Source organism: Corallococcus sp. AB038B (assembly GCF_003668955.1).
Taxonomy (GTDB): domain Bacteria; phylum Myxococcota; class Myxococcia; order Myxococcales; family Myxococcaceae; genus Corallococcus; species Corallococcus exiguus.
The window spans coordinates 32,076-56,972 of sequence record NZ_RAWO01000006.1 but is presented as its reverse complement, the minus strand read 5'-3'; the positions used below and the strand labels follow the sequence as shown (position 1 = coordinate 56,972).

The following is a 24,897-nucleotide window of genomic DNA, read 5'->3' as shown; positions in this document are numbered from 1 at the left end:
CGGATGCGACGGTCACGGAAGCCCCGGCCGTCCAGCAGTGGAGGAATCGAGGGGCTTTCCCCACCATCCTGGGAGGCCTCCCACCCCCCCTCCGGGCTCAATCCGCCGCCGTCCAGGCCCCTCCGGGCTCGGGCAGTCCGTCCGGGCGCCTGACCGCCGTGCACAGCGCCTTCAGGACCACGCGCGACTTGAGAAGCATCTCCTCCAGTTCGGCCGCCGGGTCCGAGAGCGCCACGATGGCCCCTCCTGCGCCGATGCTCACCTCGCCGGGGCGGACCACCGCCGTTCGGATGACGACGTTCAGATCCGCCGCGCCGGTGGCGGAGAAGTACCCGATGGCGCCCGAGTACACCCCCCGGGCCTCCCGCTCCAGGCGGTCGATGAGCTCCATCGTGCGCTCCTTGGGGGCCCCCGTCATGGATCCTCCAGGGAAGGCGGCGCGCACCGCGTCCACGGCCGTGAGCCCCTCGCGCAGGTGGCCCCGGATGGTGCTCACCAGTTGGTGCACCGTGGCGTACGACTCCACGTGCATGAGCCGGGGGACGTGGACCGAGCCCACCTCGCACACGCGCCCGAGGTCGTTGCGCACGAGGTCCACGATCATCAGGTTCTCCGCCCGGTCCTTCTCCTGGGAGCCCAGCTGTTGGCGCAGCCGTTCGTCCTCGTCGGGCGTGGAGCCGCGGCGCAGGGTGCCCTTGATGGGCTTCGACTCGACCCAGCGGTCTGCGTCCACTCGCAGGAAGCGTTCGGGGGAGGAGCAGGCGATGCCCAGTGCTCCCATGCGGAGGTACGCGGCGTAGGGCGCGGGGTTCAGCCGGCGCAGGCTCCGGTAAAGGTCCAGGGGCTCGACGTGGGCGCGCGCGAGGAGCTTGTTGGTGAGGCAGACCTCGTACGTTTCGCCTTCGTGGAGCTGTTCCAGGCAGTGCTGGATGTCGGCCAGGTAGGTCTCGCGGTCCCTGGCGAGGCGGACCGGGAAGGGGGCTCCGGAACGGGGCTTGAGGGGCGCCAGCGGGGGCAGGGCGCGCAGGCTGGATTCCGTGGCGTCGAACCAGGCCTGGACCTCGGCCGCCTCGTGTTCGGGGGCGAGCGCGACGAGGTACACCGCGCGTTCGAGGTGGTCCCAGGCCAGCAGCCGGTCCGCCAGGATGAGGCTGGCGTCTGGATCCGGTGAGGCATGCGGGGTGCTCGCGCCGCAGTCGTGCTTCAGCTCGTAGCCGAGGGAGCCCACGAAACCGCCCTGGAAGTCGAAGGGCAGCCCGGACGGGGTTGCTCGCAGCCGCGTCAGCTCCTGCTGGAGGAACTCGAACAGCTCGGTGGTGTGTTCCTCTGTTCCCTGACGCCGGCGCACGGTGAGCTGGCGTGGGTTCACCTGGTAGTGGATGACGGCGCTGTGTGGGCCGGTTGCGTCCCCCATGAAGGAGAAGCGTGACAGGCCGGCTTCGACGCGGCTGCTGTCCAACCAGAAGGCGGGGTCCTTGCCTCCGAAGAGCGTGACGAAGGCCTGCTCAGGATCGACATCGAGCCGCAGCTTCCGGTGGTGGACCCAGAAGCCCTTGGGCGGGGCGATGGGGCTTGGGGGCTGTGCTTCAGCGGGAGCTTCGGGGCGTGGGATACGACGGTGCTCGCGGCTCAGGCGGACGAAGTTGGCGAGGAGCTGGCGGCCGTGGGTGGTGGCGATGGACTCCGGATGGAACTGGACGCCCCAGCGGGGGAGGGAGGCGTGGCGCAGGGCCATGAGGACGCCGTCGGGGGTCCAGGCGGTCTCCACCAGGTCCTCGGGCAGGGGCCGGGCGAGGCAGAGCGAGTGGTAGCGCACCACCTGGAAGTCCTGCGGAAGGCCCTGGAAGAGTTCCGTCCCGGTGTGGCGCACCGGGCTCAGCCGTCCGTGCATGACCTCCGGTGCGTGCTGGATCCGTGCGCCGTGGACGTGGCCCAGGCCCTGGTGGCCCAGGCATACGCCGAGGATGGGGACGTCTGCTTCGAGGAGCGCATCCCGGCAGACGCCGAAGTCCGCCGGGTGGTCGGGACGCCCGGGGCCCGGGGAGATGACGATGTTGTCGAACGCGAGCTCGCGCAGCTCCCGCCACGACCGCTCGTCGTTGCGCACGACGAGGGGCTCCGTCCCTCCGACCTCCGCCAGCAATTGGAAGAGGTTGAACGTGAACGAGTCGTGGTTGTCGATGATGAGCGTCCGCTGCCGCACGGCGCGCACCTTACCGTGGGCGGCGCGACGCGGAGCCGGTTCGAGCATGGCTGCCGGGCGGCCGTACTTGGCGGCCCAAGGATGATGGTGGCCTGCGCAGGCGCCTCGCTTGAGCGGCGGGGTCTGCTATCTTTCCTTCCATCGCACGAGTGGCGGAACTGGCAGACGCAGCGGACTTAAAATCCGCTGACTCGCAAGGGTCGTCCGGGTTCGATCCCCGGCTCGTGCACTTCGAACTTTCCCCCTCAAGGCTGTCTATCGCGAGGCCTTCAGCGCCTCGCGGAGCCACCCCGCCAGTTCGTGCACCGCCGGAGCCCGCAGCAGGCTGTAATGGTCGCCGGGCAGCAGGTGCCGCTCGAGGGTGTCACCCACCCGGTCCGTCCAGCCGCCGTCCTCGGGCAACCCCTCCGCGCTGTCCGTTGCCTTGAAGAGCACCGTCCGGCCTTCGCTGGTTGGAGCCAGGTAGCGCCTCGATGCGCGCAGGTTGCCCTCGAAGACCCGGAATAGCGCCCTCACGTGCTCGGAGCTCCTCCCTGGAGGCAGGATGCCGGCGCCCGCCGCCAGCTCCAGCAGCCGCTCCAGCAGCGCCTCCGGCTCCATGCCTGCCAGCGGCGTCAGGTCCACGCTCAGCTCAGCCAGGGACGTCCCCAGCAGGTCTCTTGCGAACATCGCCGCCAACCGCGCTCGGTCCGGCTCTGGCTCCTTCGCCACCGTTGCCGTCGGGGCGTAGGCGTCGATGAGTGCCAGCAGGGCCACCTGCTCGCCGCGCTCGCGCAGTTGTCGAGCCATCTCGTAGGCGATGACGCCACCCATGGACCAGCCCCCCAGGGAGTAGGGCCCGGACGGCTGCACCGCACGGATGGCCTTCACATAATCGGAGGCCATCTCTTCGATGGTGTCCAATGGCTGGCTGCTGTCATCCACACCTCGCGCCTGCAGCCCGTAGAAGGGCTGTCGCGGCCCCAGCAGCCGGGCCAGCTCGGCGTAGCACAGCACGTTGCCTCCCACCGGGTGCACGCAGAAGAAGGGCCTGGCGTCACCGGTGGCTGGCTCCCCGAAGGGCACCAGGGGCGAGAAGGTCCCCGGATCCTCCCGGCGCAGCAGCGCGGCGAACTGCTCCACCGTGGGCGCCTGGAAGAGCGCGGCCAGCGGCAGGTCGCGGCCCGTCGCTTCCCGCACCGCGGCCATCAGCCGCACGGCCAGCAGCGAGTGGCCTCCCAGCTCGAAGAAGTTGCTGCGCACGCCCACTGGCTGCACACCCAGCACCGACTCCCACAGCCGCACCAGCTGCAGCTCCCGTGCGTTTCGGGGCGCCAGCAGGGCCGCAGCCGGCACTTCAGCCCGCTGAGGTGCGGGCAGGGCCTTGCGGTCCACCTTGCCGTTGGGCGTCAGCGGCAGGCTGGGGAGCACGGCGATGGCCGCGGGCACCATGTGCCCGGGCAGTCGCTGCTTGAGGGCCTGGTGCAGCGCGGCCACGTCCAGCGTGTCGCCCTCTTCGGCCACCACATAGGCCACCAGTCGCTTGTCCCCGGGCGCGTCCTCGCGCACGGTGGCCACGGCCTCGCGCACCGATGGGTGCTGGAGGAGCGCGGACTCGACCTCGCCCAACTCAATCCGGAAGCCGCGCAGCTTCACCTGCGCATCCAGGCGGCCGAGGTACTCAAGCGTGCCGTCCGCCAGCCACCGCCCCCGGTCCCCGGTGCGGTAGAGGCGGGCGCCGGGCTCGGAACGGAACGGGTCGGGAGCGAACCGCTCCGCCGTCAGCTCCGGCTGGCCCAGGTATCCCCGGGCCACGCCCACGCCGCCCACGCACAGCTCGCCAGGGACTCCGGGAGGCACCGGCCGCAGCGCCGTGTCCAGCACGTACGCCCGCACGTTGGCCCACGGCCGGCCGATGGTGAGCCGCTCCCCGGGCCGCAGCGGCTCGGAGACGGTGGCGCACACGGTGATCTCCGTGGGGCCGTAGGCGTTGAGCATCCGCACACGGGGGCCCCAGCGTGCCACCAGTTCCGGTGTGCAGGCCTCTCCCGCGGAGACGAGCGTCTCCAGGGCGGGGAAGTCCTCTGGCGTCAGCTGTGCCAGCACCGAGGGCGTCAGGGTGACGGCGGTGAGGGCCTCTTCCCGCAGCAGCTCTTGCAGGGGCGCACCGGGCATGAGCCGCTCGCGCGGCGCGAGCACCAGCGTGGCTCCGGCCAGCAGCGCTCCGAAGATTTCGAACACCGACGCATCGAAGCCGAAGGCGGCGTACTGGAGGACGCGGCTGCCGGAGTGCAAGCCCTGCGCGCGCACGGCGTTGAGCGCCGTGTTGCACAGCCCCCGGTGCTGCAACAGCGTGCCCTTGGGCCGGCCTGTGCTGCCCGACGTGTAGATGACGTAGGCCAGGTTGCTGGCGTGGGTGAGGTTCTCGGGCGCCGTGCCCGGCCGTGCATCGAGGAGGGGCGCGTCCACGTCCAGCAGCACGAGTTGCTCGCCGCCGGAGGGCAGCTCATCCGCGAGGGCCTCGGTGGTGACGAGCACCGGGGCGGCGCAGTCGCGCAGCATGTACGTCAGCCGCTCCACGGGGTAGCTCGCGTCCAGGGGCACCCAGGCGCCGCCGGCCTTGAGGATGCCGAGGATGGCCACCACCGTCTCCAGCGAGCGCTCCACGCAGAGCGCCACGGGGACGTCGGGCCGCACGCCCAGCGCGCGGAGGTGGTGCGCAAGCTGGTTGGCACGGGTGTCGAGCTGCGCGTAGGTGAGCGCCGTGCCCTCGAAGCGGACGGCGGTGGCGTGCGGGGTGCGAGCCACCTGGGCCTCGAAGAGCTGGTGCGCGCAGGTCTCACGCGGGAAGTCGCGCGAGGTGGCGTTCCAGTCGACCAGCACCTGGCGCTGCTCGGCCTCGTCCATGAGGTGCAGCTCGGACAGCGCGGCCCCGGGCGAAGCCGCCGCGGCCTGGAGCACCGTACCCAGGTGCCGCACCATCCGGTCGATGGTGGCCGCCTCGAAGAGGTCCGTCCGGTACTCGCAGCCACACTCCAGTCCCCGCGCCGTCTCCGAGATGCTCAGGGTGAGGTCCAGGCGGGAGGTGCCCGAGTCCATGGACTCACCGCGCAGGGTGAGGCCGGGCAGCGTCAGCTCGGTGGCGGGCTGGTTCTGTAGCACCAGCTTCACCTGGAACAGCGGGGCTCCTGCCTGGTCGCGCTTGGGGTTGATTGCCTTGACCAGCTCCTCGAATGGGAGGTCCTGGTGCGCGTACGCGCCGAGCGTGGCCTCCCGGACGCGGCCCAGCAGCTCTCGGAAGGACGGGTTGCCACCCACTCGCGCGCGCAGGGCGAGCTGATTGATGAAGAAGCCGATGAGGCCCTCGGTCTCCGCCTGGTTGCGGTTCGCGATGTCGGTGCCGACGACGAAGTCCTCCTGGCCCGAGTAGCGCGACAGCACCACCTGGAAGCCCGCCAGCAGGGCCATGAACAGGGTGGTGCCCTCGCGGCGGCACAGCGCCTGGAGTGCCTCGGCAAGCTCGCGTGGCAGCACGCTCCGGTGGATGGCGCCCCGCAGGCTCACCACCGCGGGCCGTGGGAAGTCGGTGGGCAGCTCCAGCATGGGCGCCGCGCCGGTGAGGTGCTCGCGCCACCAGGACAGCTGCTCCTCCAGCGCCTCGTCGCGCAGCCAGCCTCGCTGCCACACCGCGTAGTCCGCGTACTGCACGGGCAGCTCGGGCAGCGGGGACGGTGTGCCCTCCTGGAAGGCCGCATAGAGCGCCGCCAGCTCGCGCACGAGCACGCCCATGGACCAGCCATCCGAGGCGATGTGGTGCAGGTTGAGGAGCAGCAGGTGCCGCGACTTGGAGACCCGCGGCAGCATGGCGCGCAGCAGCGGGCCCCGCTCCAGGTCGAAGGGACGCCGGGCCTCCTCGTGGGCCAGACGCCGGGCCTCGGCCTCGCGCGTGTCCCCTGGGAGCGCGGACAGGTCCACCCACGGCAGGTGGAACGGCGCGGGAGGATGGATGACCTGGACGGGATCGCTGGCCTCCGTCTGGAAGGTGGTGCGCAGCACCTCGTGGCGGCGCACCAGCTCCGTCAGCGCGTGCTCCAGCGCGCCCACGTCCAGAGTGCCCTCCAGCCAGAGCGCGGCGGGCATGTTGTAGAAGGGGCTCCCCGGCTCCAGCCGGTCGAGGAACCACAGGCGCTGCTGCGCGAAGGACAGCGGCAGCGGACCCTCCCGGCGCGCCCGTACCAGCGCGGGCAGGCGGGTGCCAGCGTGGTTGCCCTGGAGGCGCTCCGCGAGGGCGGCCACGGTGGGCGCCTCGAAGAGGGTGCGCACGCTGAGCTCCACGTCGAAGGCGGCACGGATGCGCGCCACCAACTGCATGGCCAGCAGCGAGTGGCCTCCCAGCTCGAAGAAGTCGCCCCGCCGTCCCACGGTGCGCACGCGCAGGACGTCACACCACAGCTCCGCCAGCCGCTGCTCCACGGGATTGGCCGGTGGCTCCTCCTCTCGCGTGGGCGCCGCGGGCTGTGCGGCATCCGGTATGGGCAGGGCCTTGCGGTCCACCTTGCCGGTGGGCGTCAGCGGCAGCGCGGGCAGCACGACGAAGGCCCCCGGGACCATGTACTCGGGCAGGCGCTGCCGCAGGTGCGCCCGCAGCGCGGCGGTGTCCGCCATGGAGGTGCCGCACACGACGTAGGCGACCAGGCGCTTGTCACCGGGCATGTCCTCGCGCACCACCACCCGCACGTCCTTTACGGACGCGTGCGCACGCAGCGAGGCCTCGACTTCGGCCAGCTCGATACGGAAGCCGCGCACCTTCACCTGGGCGTCGGCGCGGCCGAGGAACTCCAGCACGCCGTCCCCGCGCCAGCGGGCCAGGTCTCCCGTGCGGTACATGCGCGCGCCCGGAGCGGTGCTGAAGGGGTCGGGGATGAATCGCTCGGCGGTGAGGGCGGGCTGCTCCACGTAGCCACGGGCCACGCCATCGCCACCGATGAACAGCTCTCCGGTGACACCGGCGGGCACGGGCTGGACAGCGGCGTCCAGCACGTACACCTGGGTATTGCCGATGGGCCGGCCAATGGGGACGGAAGCGCCTGCGTGGGCCACGTCCGTCATGCGGTGGCAGGAGGCGAAGAGGGTGGTCTCGGTGGGGCCGTAGCAGGCGGTGACGGGGATGCGCAGCTCCTCCAGCACCCGCTTGACGTGCGGAGCGGAGACGACGTCGCCGCCGGTGAGCAGCTGGCGCACTCCGCGAAGGGCCCCGAGGTGATTGTCCACCACCTGGGTGAAGAGGCCCGCCGTCAAGTGCAGCGTCGTGACCCCGTGCTTCATCAGCACCGACTCCAGCTCCTGCACGTCGGAGGGCGGGTGCGGCGGGAAGACGACGAGCCGGCCGCCATGCAGCAGCGGACCCCAGAGCTCCAGGGTGGAGGCGTCGAAGGAGATGGGGGCGATGAGCAGGAACGTCTCGTCGGGCCCCAGGTGCGCGTAGTCGACACCGAAGAGGGTGCGAAGCACAGAGGCCTGCGGGGTGCCCACGCCCTTGGGGCGGCCCGTGCTGCCCGAGGTGAAGTCGATGTACGCGAGGCTCTGGGGCAAGGCCGCCAGGGGGGGCGCGTGCACCGGCTCACCCAGGAGGGAGACCTCGTCCACGAGCACGGTGTCCAGGCCCTCGGCGGGGAGGTGCTCCAGCAGCGCGCGGGTGGTGATGAGCACGCGCGGGCGCGAGTCCTCCACCATGGCCGCCAGCCGCTCACGCGGGTAGGCGGTATCCAGCGGTACGTAGGCGCCGCCGGCCTTGAGGATGGCCAGCAGCGAGACGATGAGCTCCACCGAGCGCTCCAGCGCCATGGCCACGCGCGAGTCCGTGGACACACCCAGACCGCGCAGGTGATGCGCGAGCTGGTTGGCGCGCGCGTCGAGCTGCCGGTAGGTGAGCTTCACGTCACCGAACTCCACGGCCACCCTGTCCGCGTGGAGTGCCACCACCTGGGAGAAGACCTCGGGGAGGGTGGAGGCGCGCGGGTACCCGGTGGTGGTGGCGTTCCACTCCACCAGGAGCCTCTGGCGTTCCCGCGCGGGCAGCACCTCCACCTGGCTGACCGGCGTCTCCGGGCGGGCCTCCAGCGATTCCACCAGGCTCTGGATGGCCATCCGCATGGACTCACAGAGGCTCTGTGGCAGCACCGCCCCTGCCGCCACCTGCGCGGTCAGGCCGAAGTCTTCGCCGAAGTCATCGACCACCAGGGTCAACGGATAGTTGCTGCGCTCCTCGGTTCCCAGCACCTGGACCTGCAGCGCGCCTTCTCCAGACGGGCCCGCGGCGTCCTGGACCCCGTTGTGCCGGTAGTTCATGAGCGCCGTGAACAAGGGCGTCCTCGCCGGCAGTGCGCTGCACCGCTGTGCCAGCGCTAGCGAGGCGTGCTCATGCTCCAGCAACCGGGTGAGACCGCGGTGCGCGAGCAGGAGGCTCTCGCGCACGCCTTCGCTGCCCAGCCTGATGCGGATCGGCAACGTGTTGATGAAAGGGCCCAGGGCCTGCCCGGTGCCCGCGCCGCCCTGCATGCGTCCGAACAGCACCGTGCCGAACACCACGTCGGCGCTTCGCCCCGAGCCGCGCGCCAGCACCTGGGCCCAGGCCAGGTGCATCAGGCTGGCGGCGCTGACGCTTGCAAGCCGGGCCTGCCGCCGCACGCGCCGCGCCAGGCTCGGCTCCAGCATCAGCCGCGCTTCGGCGATGCCGACACCCTCTCCTTGCGTGTCGATGAGCCCGAACGGCGCCGTGGGCTCTTCCACATCCCCCAGCATGGCCTTGAAGAACGCCTCGTGTTCGGCCTGCGGCACACGCCGCGCAAGGGCCACGTAGTTGCGAAAGGGCACCGGCTCCGCCAGCCGCTCGCGCTGGCCCGCCAGGATGAGCTGGACCTGCGCCACCATCAGCCGCAGCGAGGTGGCGTCGTCGATCAAGTGGTGGAACAGCACCTGTAACAGCCAGCGCCCGTTCGCCGCATCGTGGGCGACCGCGCAGCGCAGAAGCGGCGCCTGCCGGATGTCGAGCCGGTAGTGCCGCGGATCATGCCGCGCACGCAGTTGTCCGGCGATGTCGCCCGCGGCGCCCGACAGCTCCAACGCTTCCACGACGAGGCGCGCGCGCCGCCACACCACCTGCACCGGTTCGCGCAAGCCTTCCCACACCATGGCCGTGCGCAGGATGTCCTGCCGGTCCACGACCTCCTGGAGCGCGGCGAGAAAGCGGTCCAGTTCCTCGCGCTTCGCGGAGGCCAGCATGGCCTGCTGCAGATAGGCATCCCCCTGCCGCGCCATCAGGTGATGGAACAGGAAGCCTTCCTGCAGCGGCGCCAGCGGATAGATGTCCTGCACGTTGGCCGCCCCGCCCGGCACGCGCGCCACGATGGCGTCAATCTCGTCTTGTGACAGGGACACCAGCGGCAGCATCCGCGGCGTGATGACCTCGCTGCCCGGCGTGATGCGGTTCGGCGGAACGTCGTCGCCGCTGCCTTCCGCGTTCGCCCGCGCGGCCAGTTGCGCGAGCGTGGCCGAGGCGAAGATGCCGTGCACGTCCACCGCCAGCCCGTCGCGGCGGAGCGCGTCGATCATGCGCACCGCCAGCAGGGAATGGCCGCCCAGCGCGAAGAAGTTGTCCTCGCGGCCGATGCGCTCCATGCCCAGCAACCGGGCCCAGACGGCGGCGATCTTCTCCTCCACCCCACCGCGCGGTGCCTCGTAGGCACGGCGCGACACCGCGCCAGTATCGGGCGCCGGCAGGGCCTTGCGGTCCACCTTGCCGTTCGGGCTCAGGGGCAGGGCCTCCAGCAGCATGTAATGCGCCGGCACCATGTACTCCGGCAGGCGGCGCGCCAGCGCGTCACGCAACTCCGCCGGCGCTGGACGCGCTCCCGGCTGCGCCAGCACGTAGGCGACCAGGCGCTGGTCGCCGGGGGTGTCCTCGCGCGCCAGCACCACCGCGTCACGCACGCCCGGCCAGGTGGCCAGCGCGGCCTCGATCTCGCCTGGTTCGATGCGAAAGCCGCGCACCTTCACCTGGTGGTCGATGCGTCCCAGGTAGTCGATGTTGCCGTCGGGCAGGTACCGCGCCAGGTCCCCGGTGCGGTACATGCGGCTGCCGGGCGCGCCGAAGGGGTTGGGGATGAAGCGCTCGCTGGTCAGCTCCGGTCGGTTGACGTAGCCGCGCGCCAGGCCGATGCCGGCGATGTGGAGCTCGCCCGCCACGCCTGGAGGCACCGGGTTCAGGTGCCGGTCCAGCACGTGCAGTTGCGTGTTGGCGATGGGCCAGCCGATGGGCACGCGGGCCTGCGGCGCTCCAGGCCGGCAGGCCCAGGAGGTCACGTCCACCGAGGCCTCGGTGGGGCCGTAGAGGTTGTGCAGCTCCACGCCCGGCAGCAGCCGGAAGAAGCGCTCCTGAAGCTCCCGGGGCAGGGCCTGGCCGCTGCAGACCACGCGGCGCAGGCTGGCGCATGGCGCGGCGCGGGCCTGGCCCAGGAACACTTCCAGCATCGGCGGCACGAAATGCAGGGTGGTGATCGCCTCGCTTGAGATCACCTCGCGCAGATAGGCCGCATCCTGGTGGCCGCCGGGCCGCGCCATCACCAGCCGCGCGCCGTACAACAGCGGCCAGAAGAACTCCCACACGGACACGTCGAAGCTGAACGGCGTTTTCTGCAGCACGCTGTCGTCGGCGCCGAGCCCGTAGGCCTCCTGCATCCATTGCAGGCGGTTGACGATGCCGGCGTGCGGGATGCCCACGCCCTTGGGCCGGCCCGTGGAGCCGGAGGTGTAGATGACATAGGCCAGGTGCAGCGGGTCGGCGCCGGACGCTACCGGCGTGGCCGGTTCTTCCGCGATGCGCGGCCAGTCGGCATCCAGCAGGAGCCTGGGGATGGCGGTCCCTGGCAATGCGTCGCGCAGGCTCGCCTGCGTCAGCACCCGCCGCGCACCGCAATCCGCCAGCATGAAAGCCAGCCGCTCCGCCGGGTAGCCGGGGTCCAGCGGCACATAGGCGCCGCCGGCCTTGAGGATGCCGAGCAGTCCCACCACCATCTCGATGCCGCGTTCCACGCACAGCGCGACCCGACTGTCTGGGCCGACGCCGTGCGCGCGCAGCACGCGGGCCAGTTGGTTGGCGCGCGCATCGAGCTGGGCATACGTCAGGTGGCTGTTTTCGAAGACGAGCGCCACGCGCTCGGGCGTGCGCAGCACCTGGTCCTCGAAAAGCCGCGCCAGCGTGCCGCCTCGCGGAGGGTCGTTCGCGGTGGCATTCCAATCGAACAGGATGCGGCGCCGCTGCGCCTCGCTCAGCAGCGGGATGTCCGCCAGCGGCCGGTCCGGCTCGGCCGCCGCCGCTTCGAGCAGGGCTCGATAGTGGCCGGCGAACTGATCGATGGTGCCGGCCTCGAACAGGTCGCTGGCGTACTCGATCACGGCATCGAGGACTCCCGCGCTTTCCATCAGGAACAGCGACAGGTCCAGCTTGGAGGCACGGGACGCGACAGCGCCGCCCTCCAGCCGGCCCAATTGCAAACCCGGCAGCCGCAAGCCCTCCTCGGGATAGTTCTGCAGCGCGAACTGCACCTGGAAGAGGGGAGGGCGCGAGAGGTCACGCACGGGGTTGAGTTGCTCGACCAGCTTCTCGAAGGGCAGGTCCTGGTGCGCGTAGGCCTGCAGGGCGGTCTCCCTGGCCCGAGCCAGCAGCTGGCGCAACGTGGGGTTTCCGGACACGTCGGTGCGCAGCACCAGCATGTTGACGAAGAAGCCGATGAGGCCTTCGGTGCGCCGGTCCGTGCGGCCGGCCACGGGCGTGCCGAGGACGATGTCCTGCTGGCCGCTCCAGCGGGAGAGCAGATGCTGGAAGCCGGCCAGCAGCAGCATGAACAGCGTGGCGCCTTCCTCGCGCGCCAGCGCCCGCAGTTGCCCGGTCAGCGCCCTGGGCAGGGCGAACGACACGCTCGCACCCCGGAAGCTCTGCACGGGCGGGCGCGGATGGTCCAGGGGCAGCTCCAGCGCGGCCGGTGCGCCCGCGAGCCGCTGCTTCCAGTAGGTGACCTGCTTTTCAAGCGCTTCGCCTCGCAGCCAGTCGCGCTGCCACAAGGCATAGTCGGCGTACTGCACCGGCAGCTCCGGCAGCGGTGACTCCAGGCCTTGGGCATACGCGGTGTACAGCGCGCCCAATTCTCGGACCAACACCCCCACCGACCAACCGTCGCTGACGATGTGGTGCATCACCACCACGACGATGTGCTCCTCTGGCGCCAGCCGCAGCAGCAGCGCGCGGAACAGGGGCCCTTGCGACAGGTCGAAGCGCTGGCTCACGAATGCGCCCGCCTGTGCCAGGACAGCCGGCCCTCGTTCCGCCTCCTCCAGTGAGGACAGGTCCTGCCGTTGCGACACGAAACCGCCGGGGGCATCGATCACCTGCGCGACCGTGTCCTGCCCGGCCGCGAAGCGCGTGCGAAGGGCCTCGTGCCGGCGCACGATTTCCGCGAGCGCCCGCTCGAAGGCGCGGTCGTCGAAGTGGCCCGTCAGACGCAGGCCGCTGGCGATGTGGTAGGCCGTGCCCAGGTTCTCGAGGCGATCCAGCAGCCACAGGCGCTCCTGCGCGTATGACAGCGGCAGGTGTTCGGGCCTCGGCCTCGCGGCCACCAGCGGGGCCGCCTGCGCACCCGCCGCCTGCCGCAGGAAGTCCACCAGCTCCGCCTTCCGCACGCGCAGCTGCGCCAGGCGTTCCTGCGTCATCGCGCCCCTGGGCGCCTGGTAGCGCAGCTCGCCACCTTCCAGCCACAGCCGCACGCCGTCCTGCCGCAGGGCGGCCAGCAACGATTGAACCGCGCTCATGTCCGCCCCAGGGACCGCGTGTGTCATTTGGTCCGGATCTCGTCAATCAGACGGGCTGACAGGCCATTGACCATGGTGCGGTTGATCATCGGGTGCGCTTCGTGCGTGGGGCCGAAGTCGCTGTCCGGATGGTAGGCGACCACAGACATTTCGGAGTCCGTGGTGCGGAAGGAGTGCGGGCCTTCGGCGCGAATGACGAACACCCGGCCCGGAATGAGCGGGATGATCTCCGTGGGCGTGACGCATTCGCCGTGCCCGCGAATCACCATGCCCACGCGCATCGACGGATGCGTGTGCTGCGTCTGATCGATGCCGGGCGGGAAGTAGAGCAGGTTGAAGCAGGCGTCGCCCATCATCACCGGCGGAATCAGCAGCGAGTCGGTGCATCCGTCGATGTACTTGAGGCGCCCGCGCGCCTCCACCGGACCGCCAATCTGGAAGAAGCCGTCATAGCCCAGCCGGGAGATGGCGATGCCCCGGCCGTTGCCGTGCACCACGGCCTCGCCGGGCGCGGAGAAATACATTCCGCCGCGCAGCTTGAACTCGCCGGCGGCGTGCTCCAGCGTCACCGTACCGTCGTAGACGTAGCCGATGTGCGTGGCGCCGGCCGGCAGCTTCAGCCGGTCTTGCGTCCAGGCCCAAAGCTGGGTGGAGAACGTGTCGTCCTTCATGTCCGCCAGCAGGCCGTGCGCGAGCGGAAAGGGAATGAAACTGTCTTGGCGAACGGCGTGCATGAGGTGTTGCTCCGGTTGAGGCAAGGGGACGGTGCTTCGGACCGCGCTGGAATCAGGAGGGATGGCCTGGGGTGTCAGGGGCCCACGACGGGCTCGCTGCCAAAGTTGCGCTTTGCGTAGGACTGGAACCGCTGCGCCAGCACTGCGCGCTTGACCTTGCCGGTCGGCGTCGCCGGGATGGGGTCGGCGCCGAACAGGACCACTCGCGGCCGGTAGCGGACGGAGCAGGCCTTCACCGCGTCCAGCACCTTTCTTTCGTTGTCAGGCGTGCGGGGCACCACGAGGTACAGGCCGATCTCCTCGCCCGCCGCCTCGTTGGGAAAGCCCGTCACGGCGAAGCGGCCGACGGCGCGCAGCGCCTCCAGCTCAGCCTCGATGGCCAGCGGCGAGAGGTTCTCGCCGTAGCGGATGACGATCTCCTTCTTGCGGCCGGTGACGAAGATGTAGCGCTCGCCGCCGACCAGGGCGAAGAAGCCCAGGTCTCCGGTGCGCAGCGCGCCCTCGCCCAGGGCCGCTCCGGTCGCGTCCTCCGCATCCCAGTAGCCGCGCATCAGGGTGTGGCCTGTCACCACGATCTCACCCTCCTCCTCGGCGCCGGCGGGCGAGCCGTCCGCGCGGCGGATGTCGATGTCGCAGCCGAACAGGGCCGGGCCGATGCTCGGCACCGCCCAGTGGCCCATGGAGCGCTCCAGGTCGGCGTCCGGGGCATCCCAGGGAATGGTGGCGGCGAAGTTCACGCATTCGCTCAGGCCGTAGCCCTGATGGATGGGGATGCCCGTCCTGTCGACGAACTCGCGCGCCACCGTCTTGGGCAGCGGCGCGGCGGCCGAGGTCACGTACTTGAGGTCGGGCAGCGTGTCGCGCGGCACCGGCATGCGCGAGAGCACGCGGATGATCTCCGGCACGAGCGAGATGACGTCCACGCGCTCCGTTCGAAGGATGTCCCACACCGCCGCGCCCGGCAGGCCGGCGCTGAGCACGACATGGCTGCCCGCGTAGAGCGAGGCCACCATGGAGAAGCCGAACGCGTTGGCGTGGAACAGCGGTAGCACGCACATGTGCACCCGGCGCCGCGCCAGGTCATGGACCCGCGCCAGGCCCTCCGCGTTGACCAGCAGGTTGTAGTGGCTCAGGCACACGCCCTTGGGCGCGGAGGTGGTGCCGGAGGTGAACAGGATGACCGCCGGCTCGTCGGGCATCACGTCGCGGGCCGGCCACTCGAAGCCCGCGTCGCCGTCGGCCGCGAGCGGCAGGGCCGGCAGCGCCACCATGCCGCCCGGCCTGGCCGCGAGCAGCTCCGCCGACACCTCGCGGCCGGTGACCACGAGCCGGGGGGTGACCTTGTCGGCGATGAGCTGCAGCACGCGCGGCGATTCGGTGTTGCTCACCGGCACGGTCACCGCGCCCAGCGACATCAGCGCCAGGTGCGTGGCGAAGGCCTCCGGGCTGTTGGCGGACAGCACGATGACGCGGTCGCCGCGCGTGATGCCGTGCCCACGCGCGAACCAGTGAGCGAGCGCGCGGACCTGGCGCGGCAGCTCGGCGGCGTCGAAGTGCAGCACGCGCCGTTCCGCCTCGTACCAGGTGAGCGACGGTCCTCCGTGTGCCGGTATGCCCGCCAGGACCTGGGGCAGCGTGGTCCTTTCGATCAACCGCTCTTCCGGACCGCGGCCGCGGTAGTCGCGCGCGGCGGCGTGGCGCGACAGCGGCGGGATGGCAGGTGCGATATCGCTCATGGGTTTCCTCCCGGCATTGCGTTGCTCCACGGGGTCATATGATGCCTTCCTCCTCGCCGTTCGCGTCCTGCTCGGCGGCGCCCGGCGGCGCCCCCTGCACGGACCAGCGCACGTTGGCGACGTACTCGGCCAGCGCCGCGAGCGTGCGGAGCTCGAACAGGGTGCGCAATGGCAGGTCGACGCCGAACGCCTCACGCAGCCGCGCCACCATCAGCGTGGCCAGCAGCGAATGGCCGCCCAGGTCGAAGAAGTTGTCCTGCGCGCCCACTCGCTCCACGCCCAGCACCTCGGCCCAGATCGCGGCCAGGCTCTCCTCCTCGGGCGTGCGCGGCGCCACGTACTCCGCGCCGCCGCCCGGCGCTGGCAGGGCCTTCCAGTCCACGGTGCCGCGCGGCGTGCGCGGCAGCGCGTTCATCACCACCACCGCGGACGGCAGCATGTGCCGCGGCAACCGCCGCGCGAGCGAGGCGCGCCATTCGGCGTCCGCCGCAGCGGCGGGCATGGCGGCATCCGCCACCACGTAGGCGATCAGTCGTGGCTGGCCCTGCGCGTCCGCGTGTGCGGCCACCACCGCCTGCGCGACACGCGGATGCATCCGCAGCGCCGCTTCGATCTCGCGGAGCTCCACCCAGCTACCGGCGATGCGCAGCCGTCGCGGCGGCTCCAGGAGCTCCAGAGCGCCGTCGGCGCGCCGGCGCGCCAGCTCACCCGTGCGGTAGAGCCGCTCGCCCTCCACGAAGGGCGATGGCAGGAAGTCTCGTGCCGTGGGGTCCGGCCGTGCCGCGTAGCCGCGCGCCCACTCGGCACCGCTCACGTACAGCTCGCCATACACGCCCGGCGGTAGCGGCATCAGCCGCCGGTCCAGGATGTAGGCGCGCAGCCCCGGCGCGGGCAGGCCGATCCGCGCCCCCTGCGCGTCCGCCGGCAGCCTGGCCATGCCGTACAGGCTCACGTCCTCGGGCGCGGCTGCCTCCGCCGGTTCCTCCCGCGGCGCGAGCAGCAGCCTTGCGCCGGTGGCGAGCGGCTGCAGCAGGCTCTGCACGGACGGCTCGAAGCCCAAGGCCTCTGGGTGTGGCGCGCCCGCGGCGCCGTGGTGCCGCGCCATCAGGGCCACCTGGTTCGCCAGCCCGCGGTGCGTGAGCATCAGCAGGCTTGCCACGGCGGACGCATCCCAGGCGACGGCCAGGCACGCGAGCTGGCCAGGGTGCGTCACCCTGTCCACGGGCGTGTCCGGCAAGGCCGCGATGCGCTCCTCCAGCCCGGTCAGGTCCAGCGCGGGGCAGGCGTCTCGCGCCAGCGCATCGGCGTAGCCGTCCGTGCCGAGCACGAGCGCCGCCGCGCCTTGGGCAAGCAGTTCGCCCATGCGCTCGGGCGGATGGGCAGGGTCCAGCGGCAGGCAGGCCAGGCCCGCCTTCAAGATGCCCAGGCAGGCCGCGAGCGTGGCCGGCGACCGCTGCATCACCAGGCCCACCACGCTTTCGGGTGCGAGGCCCAGCGTGCCCAGGTACCGGGCCAGCCGGTTCGACCACGCGTCCAGCGCGCCGTAGCCCAGGGATTCGTCATCCCAGGCCAGAGCGATGGCATTCGGGGCATGCCGTGCCTGCCGCGCCACCTGCCGGTGGAGACAGTCGGCTTCCGGCCCGGACGCGGTGGCGTTCCAATCGACCAGCAGTTGGTGCCGCTCCGCATCGCCCAACAGCGAGAAGCCGGACAACGTCTGGTCTGGCTCGGCCACCGCCGCCGCGAGCAGCGCGACGTAGTGCGTGCCGAAGCGCTCGATGGTCGTGCGGTCGAAGAGGTCCGTGGCGTATTCGAACTGGCAGACGACCTCGTCGTCATGCCCATGCAGTCGCAGCATCAGCTCGAACCGCGCGCTCACCTCGTCACTGTCCAGGACCTCCGTGCGCAGGCCCGGCAGGCTCAGGGAGCCCGGCGGATCCTCGGTGAGGAAGGAGTTGATCATCACCTGGAAGAGGGGAGGGCGGGAGAGGTCGCGCACGGGGTTGAGCTGCTCGACCAGCTTCTCGAAGGGCAGGTCCTGGTGCGCGTAGGCCTGCAGCGCTGTCTCCCTGGCCCGTGCCAGCAGCTGGCGCAACGTCGGGTCTCCGGATACGTCGGTGCGCAGCACCAGCATGTTGACGAAGAAGCCGATGAGGCCTTCGGTGCGCCGGTCCGTGCGGCCGGCCACGGGCGTGCCGAGGACGATGTCTTCCTGTCCGCTCCAGCGCGAAAGCAGATGCTGGAACCCGGCCAGCAGCACCATGAACAGCGTGGCGCCCTGGCCGCGTGCCAGCGCCTGCAGCTGCCCGGTCAGCGCCCTGGGCAGGGCGAACGACACGCTCGCACCCCGGAAGCTCTGCACGGGCGGGCGTGGATGGTCCAGGGGCAGCTCCAGCGCGGCCGGAGCGCCCGCGAGCCGGTGCTTCCAGTAGGCGACCTGCTTTTCCAGCGCCTCGTCCCGCAGCCAGCCGCGCTGCCACAAGGCGTAGTCGGCGTACTGCACCGGCAGCTCCGGCAGCGGCGACTCCAGGCCCCGGGCATACGCGGTGTACAGCGCGCCCAGCTCGCGGATCAGCACCCCCAGCGACCAGCCATCGCTGACGATGTGGTGCATCACCACCACGACGATGTGCTCCTCCGGCGCCAGCCGCAGCAGCACGGCATGGAAGAGCGCCCCCCTGGCGAGGTCGAAGCGCCTGCCCGTCGCCGCGTGAATGGCGCGCCGCGCCTCTTCCTTGCGCGCCGCCGCCGGCAACGGGGACAGGTCGATGCGCTCCATCTCGAAGCGACCGGGCGGCTCGACGAGCTGCTCGATGGTCTCGTCGTCGGCCGCGAAGCGCGTGCGTAGCGCCTCGTGGCGCCGCACGATCTCCGCCAGTGCATGCTCGAAGGCCTGGCCGTCCAGCGCGCCGACGAAGCGCACCGCGCCCGTGATGTTGTAGGCATCGCCCAGCGACTCGATCTGCTCCAACAGCCACAGTCGCTCCTGCGCATAGGACAACGGCAGGCGGGAGGGACGGCGCTGCACGGCGAGCGGTGGCACGTTCAGCCCCTGGCCCTCGCGCCGGGCCGCGTCCAGGGCCGCGCCGAGCGCACCCAGGTGCGGCGTCTCGAACAGCGTGCGCAGCGGCAGCTCGACGCCGAAGGTGTCGCGCAGCCGCACCACCACCTGCGTCGCCAGCAGCGAATGGCCACCCAGCTCGAAGAAGTTGTCCTGTGCGCCCACGCGCGCGACCTGGAGCACGTCCGACCAGATAGCGGCCACGGCCTCCTCGGTGGGCGTGCGCGGTGCGACGTAGACGCGCTCCTCACCCCCGAGGTCGGGCGCCGGCAGCGCCTTGCGGTCGAGCTTCCCGTTGGGCGTGAGCGGCAGGCGCTCCAGCAGCACGATGTGCGAGGGCAGCATGTAGTGCGGAAGCGTCCCCTGCAGCGCCACGCGCAACTGCGCCGCGTCGCGGGCCTCGGGCTCGCAGACCGCGTAGGCGACCAGCCGCTTGTCGCCGGGGCGGTCCTCACGTGCCATCACCAGCGCCTGCCGCACGCCGGCCACGGAGGAGAGCGCCGCTTCAATCTCTCCCAGCTCGATGCGGTAGCCGCGCACCTTCACCTGCTCATCCAGCCGCCCCAGGTACTCCAGGCTCCCGTCCTCCAACCTTCGCGCCGCATCTCCGGTGCGGTACATCCGCTCGCCGGCTTCCGCGTGGGGATTGGGGATGAAGCGCTCCGCGGTCAGCTCCGGCCGCCTGAGGTACCCGCGCGCCAGCCCGGCCCCGGCCACGTACAGCTCCCCGGCCACCCCCGGCGGCACCGGCTCCAGCCGCGCGTCCAGCACGTACGCGCGCAGGTCTCCAATGGGCACGCCAATCAGGCTCGTGCTCTTCTCCACGTCACGCGGGCTCACCGCATGGTGCGTCACATGCACCGTGGTCTCGGTGATGCCGTACATATTCACCAGCCGCGGCGCGTCCGCCTCGTGCCGCGCGTACCAGGGCTTCAGCCGCTGGAAGTCCAGCCGCTCGCCGCCGAACACCACGCTTCGCAGGGCCAGGGGCAGCTTCAGCTGCGCGTCCGCCTCCAGCAGTTGGTAGAAGGCCGAGGGCGTCTGGTTGAGCACCGTCACGCCTTCTTGGGACAGCAGCTCCAGGAAGGCGGGAGGTGAGCGCCTCACAGCGTCGGGCACCACCACCACGCGCCCGCCATACAGCAGCGCGCCCCAGATTTCCCACACGGAGAAGTCGAAGGCGAGCGAGTGGAAGAAGCTCCACACGTCGAGCTCGCTGAAGGCGAATTGGGACGTCGCCTGGAAGAGGCGCAGCACGTTGTCGTGCTGGAGCAGCGCCCCCTTGGGCTTGCCCGTGGAGCCGGAGGTGTAGATGACGTAGGCTAGGTGCCCAGGGCCGCTGAGGGGCGGGAGGTTGGCGTCGGGCAGGCCCGCCACCGACTGCCAATCCCGGTCCAGGCACCAGAGGGGTTGGCGCGCGCCGGCCAGCCGCTCCGCGAAGGACTCCTGGGTGAGCACCAGGGCGGGCCGCGCGTCGTCGAGCATGCCCAGCAGCCGCTGCGCCGGGGAGTCCGGGTCCAGCGGCAGGTAGGCCCCGCCGGCCTTGAGGATGGCGAGCATTGCTACCAGCAAGTCGAAGCCGCGCGAGGCGCACAGGCCCACCAGCACGTCGGGCCCGACGCCCTGGGAGCGCAGGTGGTGCGCAAGCTGGTTGGCCCGCGCGTTGAGCTCGCCGTAGGCCAGGGAGCGGCCCTCGTGGGTGAGCGCCACTGCCTGGGGCCGGCGGGCCGCCTGCGCCTCGAAGAGCCCTTGCAGCGTGCCGTCCACCGCGTACCGCGACGCCGCGTTGCACGCCGCCAGAAGCGTCCCGCGCTCCTTCCCATCCAGCAGCGGCAGCCTCGAGATGCGCGTCCGAGGCGCGTCGCATGCGGCCTCGGCCAGGCACTCCAGGTGGTGGTGCCAGCGCGCGAGGGTCGCGGCGTCGAACAGGTCGGTGTTGTAGACGTAGTCGACCGAGAGCCGGTCGCCCGTCATGCGCATCTCGACCTTGATCTCGAAGTCGGCCTGTACGCCCAGCGCGCTCGGCCGGCTGGCGATGCGCAGGCCCTCGGCCGAGGTGAAGTCATCGAGCGCGCCGCCCAGCTCCGCGTCGTCGTAGAAGTTGAGCACCACTTGCGCGTAGGGCAGGTACGAGGCGTCGCGGCTGGCCACCAGATGCTTGAGCACCAGCTCGAACGGCAACGGGTACTCGTGCACCGAGAGCACCTGCCGTGAGGTGGCGTCCAGCACGTCGGCGAACGAGCTGTCCTCGCGGGCCGTGCTGCGCAGCGTGACGATGTTGGCGAAGATGCCGATCAGGTTCTCCGTGCCGTAGGACCGGTTCGCCGACAGGCTGCCCAGGCACAGTTCGTTCTGTCCCGTCAGCCGGTGGAACAGCGCCTTGAACGCCGCGGCCATGACCATGAACAGGGTCGCGCGCGAGGCGCCACCCAGGGCCGTGAGGCGCCGCGTCAGCGCGGGCGACAGCGCGGCGCGGTGCACCTGCCCGCGGTAGGTCATGGCCGCCGGACGCGGCCGGTCGGTGGGCAGCGACAGCAGGTCGGGGGCGCCCGCGAGCTGCTCCTTCCAGTAATCGAGCTGTTCTCGCAACGCCGGGCCGCTGAACCGCCGGCGCTCCCAGTCGCAGTAGTCGACGTACTGGATGGGCAGCGGCGCGAGCGGCAGGCCGTCGTAAAGCCGCATCACCTCCTCCATCAGCACCCGGAACGACCAGCCGTCATAGAGGATGTGGTGCAGCGTGAGCAGCAGCACGTGCTCGCCCTCGGCGGCCTTGAGCAGGCGCACGCGGAACAGCGGTCCCTGCTCCAGGTGGAAGGGCGTGGCCGCCTCCTCGCGAATCCCACGCGCGACGGCGTCGTTCGCCTGCGCCGCGCCGAGCCCGCTGAAGTCCTCCACCGCCACGTGCAGGGGCGCTGGTGGCGCAATCACCTGCTCGGGCACGCCGGAGCGATGGGTGAAGGTGGTGCGCAGCGGCTCGTGGCGCGCCACCAGCATGTCGAAGGCGCGCGCGAGGCGCTGTGAGTCCCAGGCACCGGACAGCGTGAGCGCCACCGGCATGCTGTAGGACAGGACTCCGGGCTGGTACTGCTCCAGGAACCAGAAGCGGTTCTGCGCGTAGGACAGCGGCGCCGTGCCCTGGCGCGGCACCGGTTCGATGCGCGCCGTCACACGCTGGCGCGTGCCGCGCCCGGCCTCGATGCGCGCGGCCAGTTCGGCCACGCTGGGTGCCTCGAACAGGGCGCGCAGCTGCAGCTCCACCTCCAGCTGCGCGCGCACCTTGGAAATCACGCGCGTGGCCAGCAGCGAATGGCCGCCCAGGTTGAAGAAGTTATCGTGGATGCCCACGCGGTCCAGGCCCAGCACTTCCGCCCAGATGCGCGCGGTGGCCTCCTCCATGGGCGTGCGCGGCGCGACGTAGCCTGCCTCGCCGCGCGTGAGGTCGGGTGCGGGCAGCGCCTTCTTGTCCACCTTGCCGTTGGGCGTGAGCGGCAGCGCGTCCAGCACGACGACGTGCGCCGGAACCATGTAGGCCGGGAGTTGCTCGCGCAGCCGCTCCAGCACCGTGTGCTGCAACCCGGCCTGCCGCTCCTCCAGATACGGCTCGTGCGCCAGTGCGCGCAGCGACGCGGCATCCGCGCCCGCCGCCGGGTACAGGGCCGACCAGTCGATGGCGCGCGGCGCACGAAGGAACACCGCGTGCAGCCCCCCCTCGTTGCCCGAGGCGAGCGCGAAACGCACGGTGTAGCCGCGCTCGGCGGCCAGCGCCTCCAGGCGCGCTGGGTCCACGCCCGGCAGGGGCTGGGCGTCCAGCTCGCGCGCGAGCCCGGCCGCCGTCGCCTCATCGGCCATCCGGTGCAGCAGTCCCTGCGCCGCGCGCATCGAGGCGAGCCGCGCCTGCGGGATGTCGCGCACGGCCAGGGACGGCGGCGCCTCGCGCGCGAGCCGCTGGCGCACGGCCTCCTCGCTCTCCCAGCCTTGCCAGTCTGGCACGAGCTCCGCTGCGGCCTGGCCCACGGAGAGGACCACGTCGTAGCGGAAGCGCGTCAGCTCGTTGTCCACCTGGCCGCGCTTGGGCAGGACGTTGACGCCGCTGATGCGCGGGAAGCGTCGGCGCAGCGCGAAGAACCAGGCCGGGTCGACCAGCAGCTCGGCCTCGCGGCGCGCGTTCAGCAGCGCGAGCTGCCGCAGCTCGCCGACGCGGGCGTCCGGCTCGGCCTGGTGCAGGGCCATGGAGGCGTGCAGCAGCTCCAGCAGTCCGGCGTGCCGGATGTCGCCCACGAACACGTGGCCGGACGCGCCGAGCTGCCCGAGCGCGCCCTCCAGCACGGTCTCCAGGTAGGCCAGGCTCGGGAAGTACTGCGCCACCGAGTTGATGACCACGGTGTCGAAGGGCCCGCCGGGCAGGTCGCGCAGCGCATCCGCCGGGCGCTGCAGCAGCGAGAGTTCACAGGGCATGGGCTCGCGCGCGTCCAGGCCGCGGCGAAGCTTGTCCAGCACCACGCCCGAAAGGTCGGTGCCGCAGTACCGCGTGCACGACGGCGCGAGGCGGTGCAGCAGCAGGCCGGTGCCGCAGCCAATCTCCAACACCCTCTCCGGCTCGAGCGCGCGGATGCGCGCCACCGTCTGGTCCACCCACTCGTGCATCTGCGCGGCCGGGATGGGTTGGCGGTCGTAGCTGCTGGTCCAGCCCGAGAGGTCGAAGGTCAGGTCGTCCGGCGTGGCCGTCTCGCCGTAGATCTGGTCGAACACCTGGTTCATGCCGGCGATCTGCTCGGCTTCGGCCAACGGCGCCGCCGCGCGGCGTTGCAGCAGGCCCACGTGCGGCGCGGCACGCCCGTCGGCGTGGGTCCGCGCGTCGCGCACGGCATAGAGCTGGTAGACGCCCGTGCCCTGCATGGCGCGCTTCTGGTGCACCACGCAGCCGAAGCCGTGGCCAGTCAGCAGACGGCGGATGGTGTCGACGCGGCCGTCGATGTCGTGCGTCTCGATGACCAGCTGGCGGATCTTCGGCCAGTCGCCGGGCTCGATGCCCGACAGCACGTCGAGCTCGCTTTTCTCGACATCGAGCTTCAGCAGGTCGATGCGCTCCACGCCGGTCTCGCGGATGGCCTGTGACAGCGTGATGATGCGGCAGGAGTGGACCTCGGCCTCGAACTTGCCTTCCAGCAGCTCGTCCAGGAAGGAGCCCGACTCCTCCGACTGGTTCCTCAGGAACCGCTCGGTGAGCGCCCGTTCGGTCCGGGCATCCGCGTACAGGCCCGAGTTGACGGACATGTTTCGGTAGTAGTGGATCTGGGTGGTCTGCTCGCGGTTGGACAGGCCGAACGGCATGGCGGTGGCGCCCGGCGCATGGAGCGCCACATTGCGGGCCATCACGTCGAACACCGGCGGCACCGGCTCGAAGGAGTAGACGCGGGGGCGGGCGCAGCGGTCGTGCACGAACAGCGTGAACAGGCCGATGTTGGCTCCGACGTCGAACACCACGCAGTCGTCCTCCAGCGTGATGCCGTTCTGCAGGTAGACCTCCTCCTCGAAGATCTCCTCGAACACGGCACGCGTCTCGTGCTGGTTGAGGTGGGCGATGCGAATGCCGTTGGGCAACGCGTAGCGGTCCTGTGCGTCCTCTTCCTGCGTGCTCGGCACCACGTAGGCGACCAGCCGCTTGTCGCCGGGGCGGTCCTCGCGTGCCATCACCAGCGCCTGCCGCACACCGGGCACCGAGGAGAGCGCCGCTTCAATCTCTCCCAGCTCGATGCGGTAGCCACGCACCTTCACCTGCTCGTCCAGCCGCCCCAGGTACTCCAGGCTGCCGTCCTCCAACCTGCGCGCCGCATCTCCGGTGCGGTACATCCGCTCGCCCGCGTCTCCATGCGGATTGGGGATGAAGCGCTCCGCGGTCAGCTCCGGCCGCCTCAAGTACCCGCGCGCCAGCCCGGCCCCGGCCACGTACAGCTCCCCGGCCACCCCCGGCGGCACCGGCTCCAGCCGCGCGTCCAGCACGTACGCGCGCAGGTCTCCAATGGGCACGCCAATCAGGCTCGCGCTCTTCTCCACGTCACGCGGGCTCACCGCATGGTGCGTCACATGCACCGTGGTCTCGGTGATGCCGTACATATTCACCAGCAGTGGCGCGTCCGCCTCGTGCCGCGCGTACCAGGGCTTCAGCCGCTGGAAGTCCAGCCGCTCGCCGCCAAACACCACGCTTCGCAGGGCCAGGGGCAGCTTCAGCTGCGCGTCCGCCTCCAGCAGTTGGTAGAAGGCCGAGGGCGTCTGGTTGAGCACCGTCACGCCTTCTTGGGACAGCAGCTCCAGGAAGGCGGG

The 24,897-nt window shown here is 71.2% G+C and carries 5 protein-coding genes and 1 tRNA gene; 1 reads left to right on the top strand and 5 read right to left on the bottom strand.

What is annotated here, in order from left to right:
• Nucleotides 1–97 precede the first annotated feature (97 nt).
• On the bottom strand, nucleotides 98–2,203 hold the full coding sequence (pabB, locus tag D7Y04_RS23850; protein ID WP_233601555.1) for an aminodeoxychorismate synthase component I: 2,106 nt from the start codon (nucleotides 2,201–2,203) through the stop codon (nucleotides 98–100).
• Between the two features lie 143 nt (nucleotides 2,204–2,346).
• Here pabB and D7Y04_RS23845 point away from each other — a divergent pair.
• A tRNA-Leu gene (locus D7Y04_RS23845) sits at nucleotides 2,347–2,432 on the top strand.
• A gap of 26 nt (nucleotides 2,433–2,458) precedes the next feature.
• Here D7Y04_RS23845 and D7Y04_RS23840 read toward each other — a convergent pair.
• The 4 genes from D7Y04_RS23840 to D7Y04_RS23825 form a co-directional block, all read right to left on the bottom strand.
• The gene (locus D7Y04_RS23840; RefSeq protein ID WP_158627579.1) at nucleotides 2,459–13,045 is read right to left on the bottom strand and encodes a non-ribosomal peptide synthetase; all 10,587 of its coding nucleotides are present in this window, start codon (nucleotides 13,043–13,045) and stop codon (nucleotides 2,459–2,461) included.
• A 23-nt stretch (nucleotides 13,046–13,068) separates the two neighbouring features.
• Nucleotides 13,069–13,779 (bottom strand): cupin domain-containing protein, encoded by a 711-nt coding sequence (locus tag D7Y04_RS23835; protein WP_199749722.1) that lies wholly within the window; start codon nucleotides 13,777–13,779, stop codon nucleotides 13,069–13,071.
• Between the two features lie 74 nt (nucleotides 13,780–13,853).
• Complete coding sequence (locus tag D7Y04_RS23830; protein ID WP_121760800.1) at nucleotides 13,854–15,515, bottom strand: class I adenylate-forming enzyme family protein; 1,662 nt, start codon at nucleotides 15,513–15,515, stop codon at nucleotides 13,854–13,856.
• 34 nt (nucleotides 15,516–15,549) lie between these two features.
• Nucleotides 15,550–24,882 carry a non-ribosomal peptide synthetase gene (locus D7Y04_RS23825; RefSeq protein ID WP_304988638.1) on the bottom strand — a complete coding sequence of 3,111 codons (9,333 nt, stop codon included), beginning with the start codon at nucleotides 24,880–24,882 and terminating at the stop codon, nucleotides 15,550–15,552.
• Between the last annotated feature and the right edge of the window lie 15 nt (nucleotides 24,883–24,897).

Excerpts from the sequence above, each read along its gene's own strand:
- D7Y04_RS23840 (WP_158627579.1), bottom strand. The coding sequence starts at position 13,045 with ATGAGCGCGGTTCAATCGTTGCTGGCCGCCCTGCGGCAGGACGGCGTG.
- D7Y04_RS23835 (WP_199749722.1), bottom strand. The coding sequence starts at position 13,779 with ATGCACGCCGTTCGCCAAGACAGTTTCATTCCCTTTCCGCTCGCGCAC.
- D7Y04_RS23830 (WP_121760800.1), bottom strand. The coding sequence starts at position 15,515 with ATGAGCGATATCGCACCTGCCATCCCGCCGCTGTCGCGCCACGCCGCC.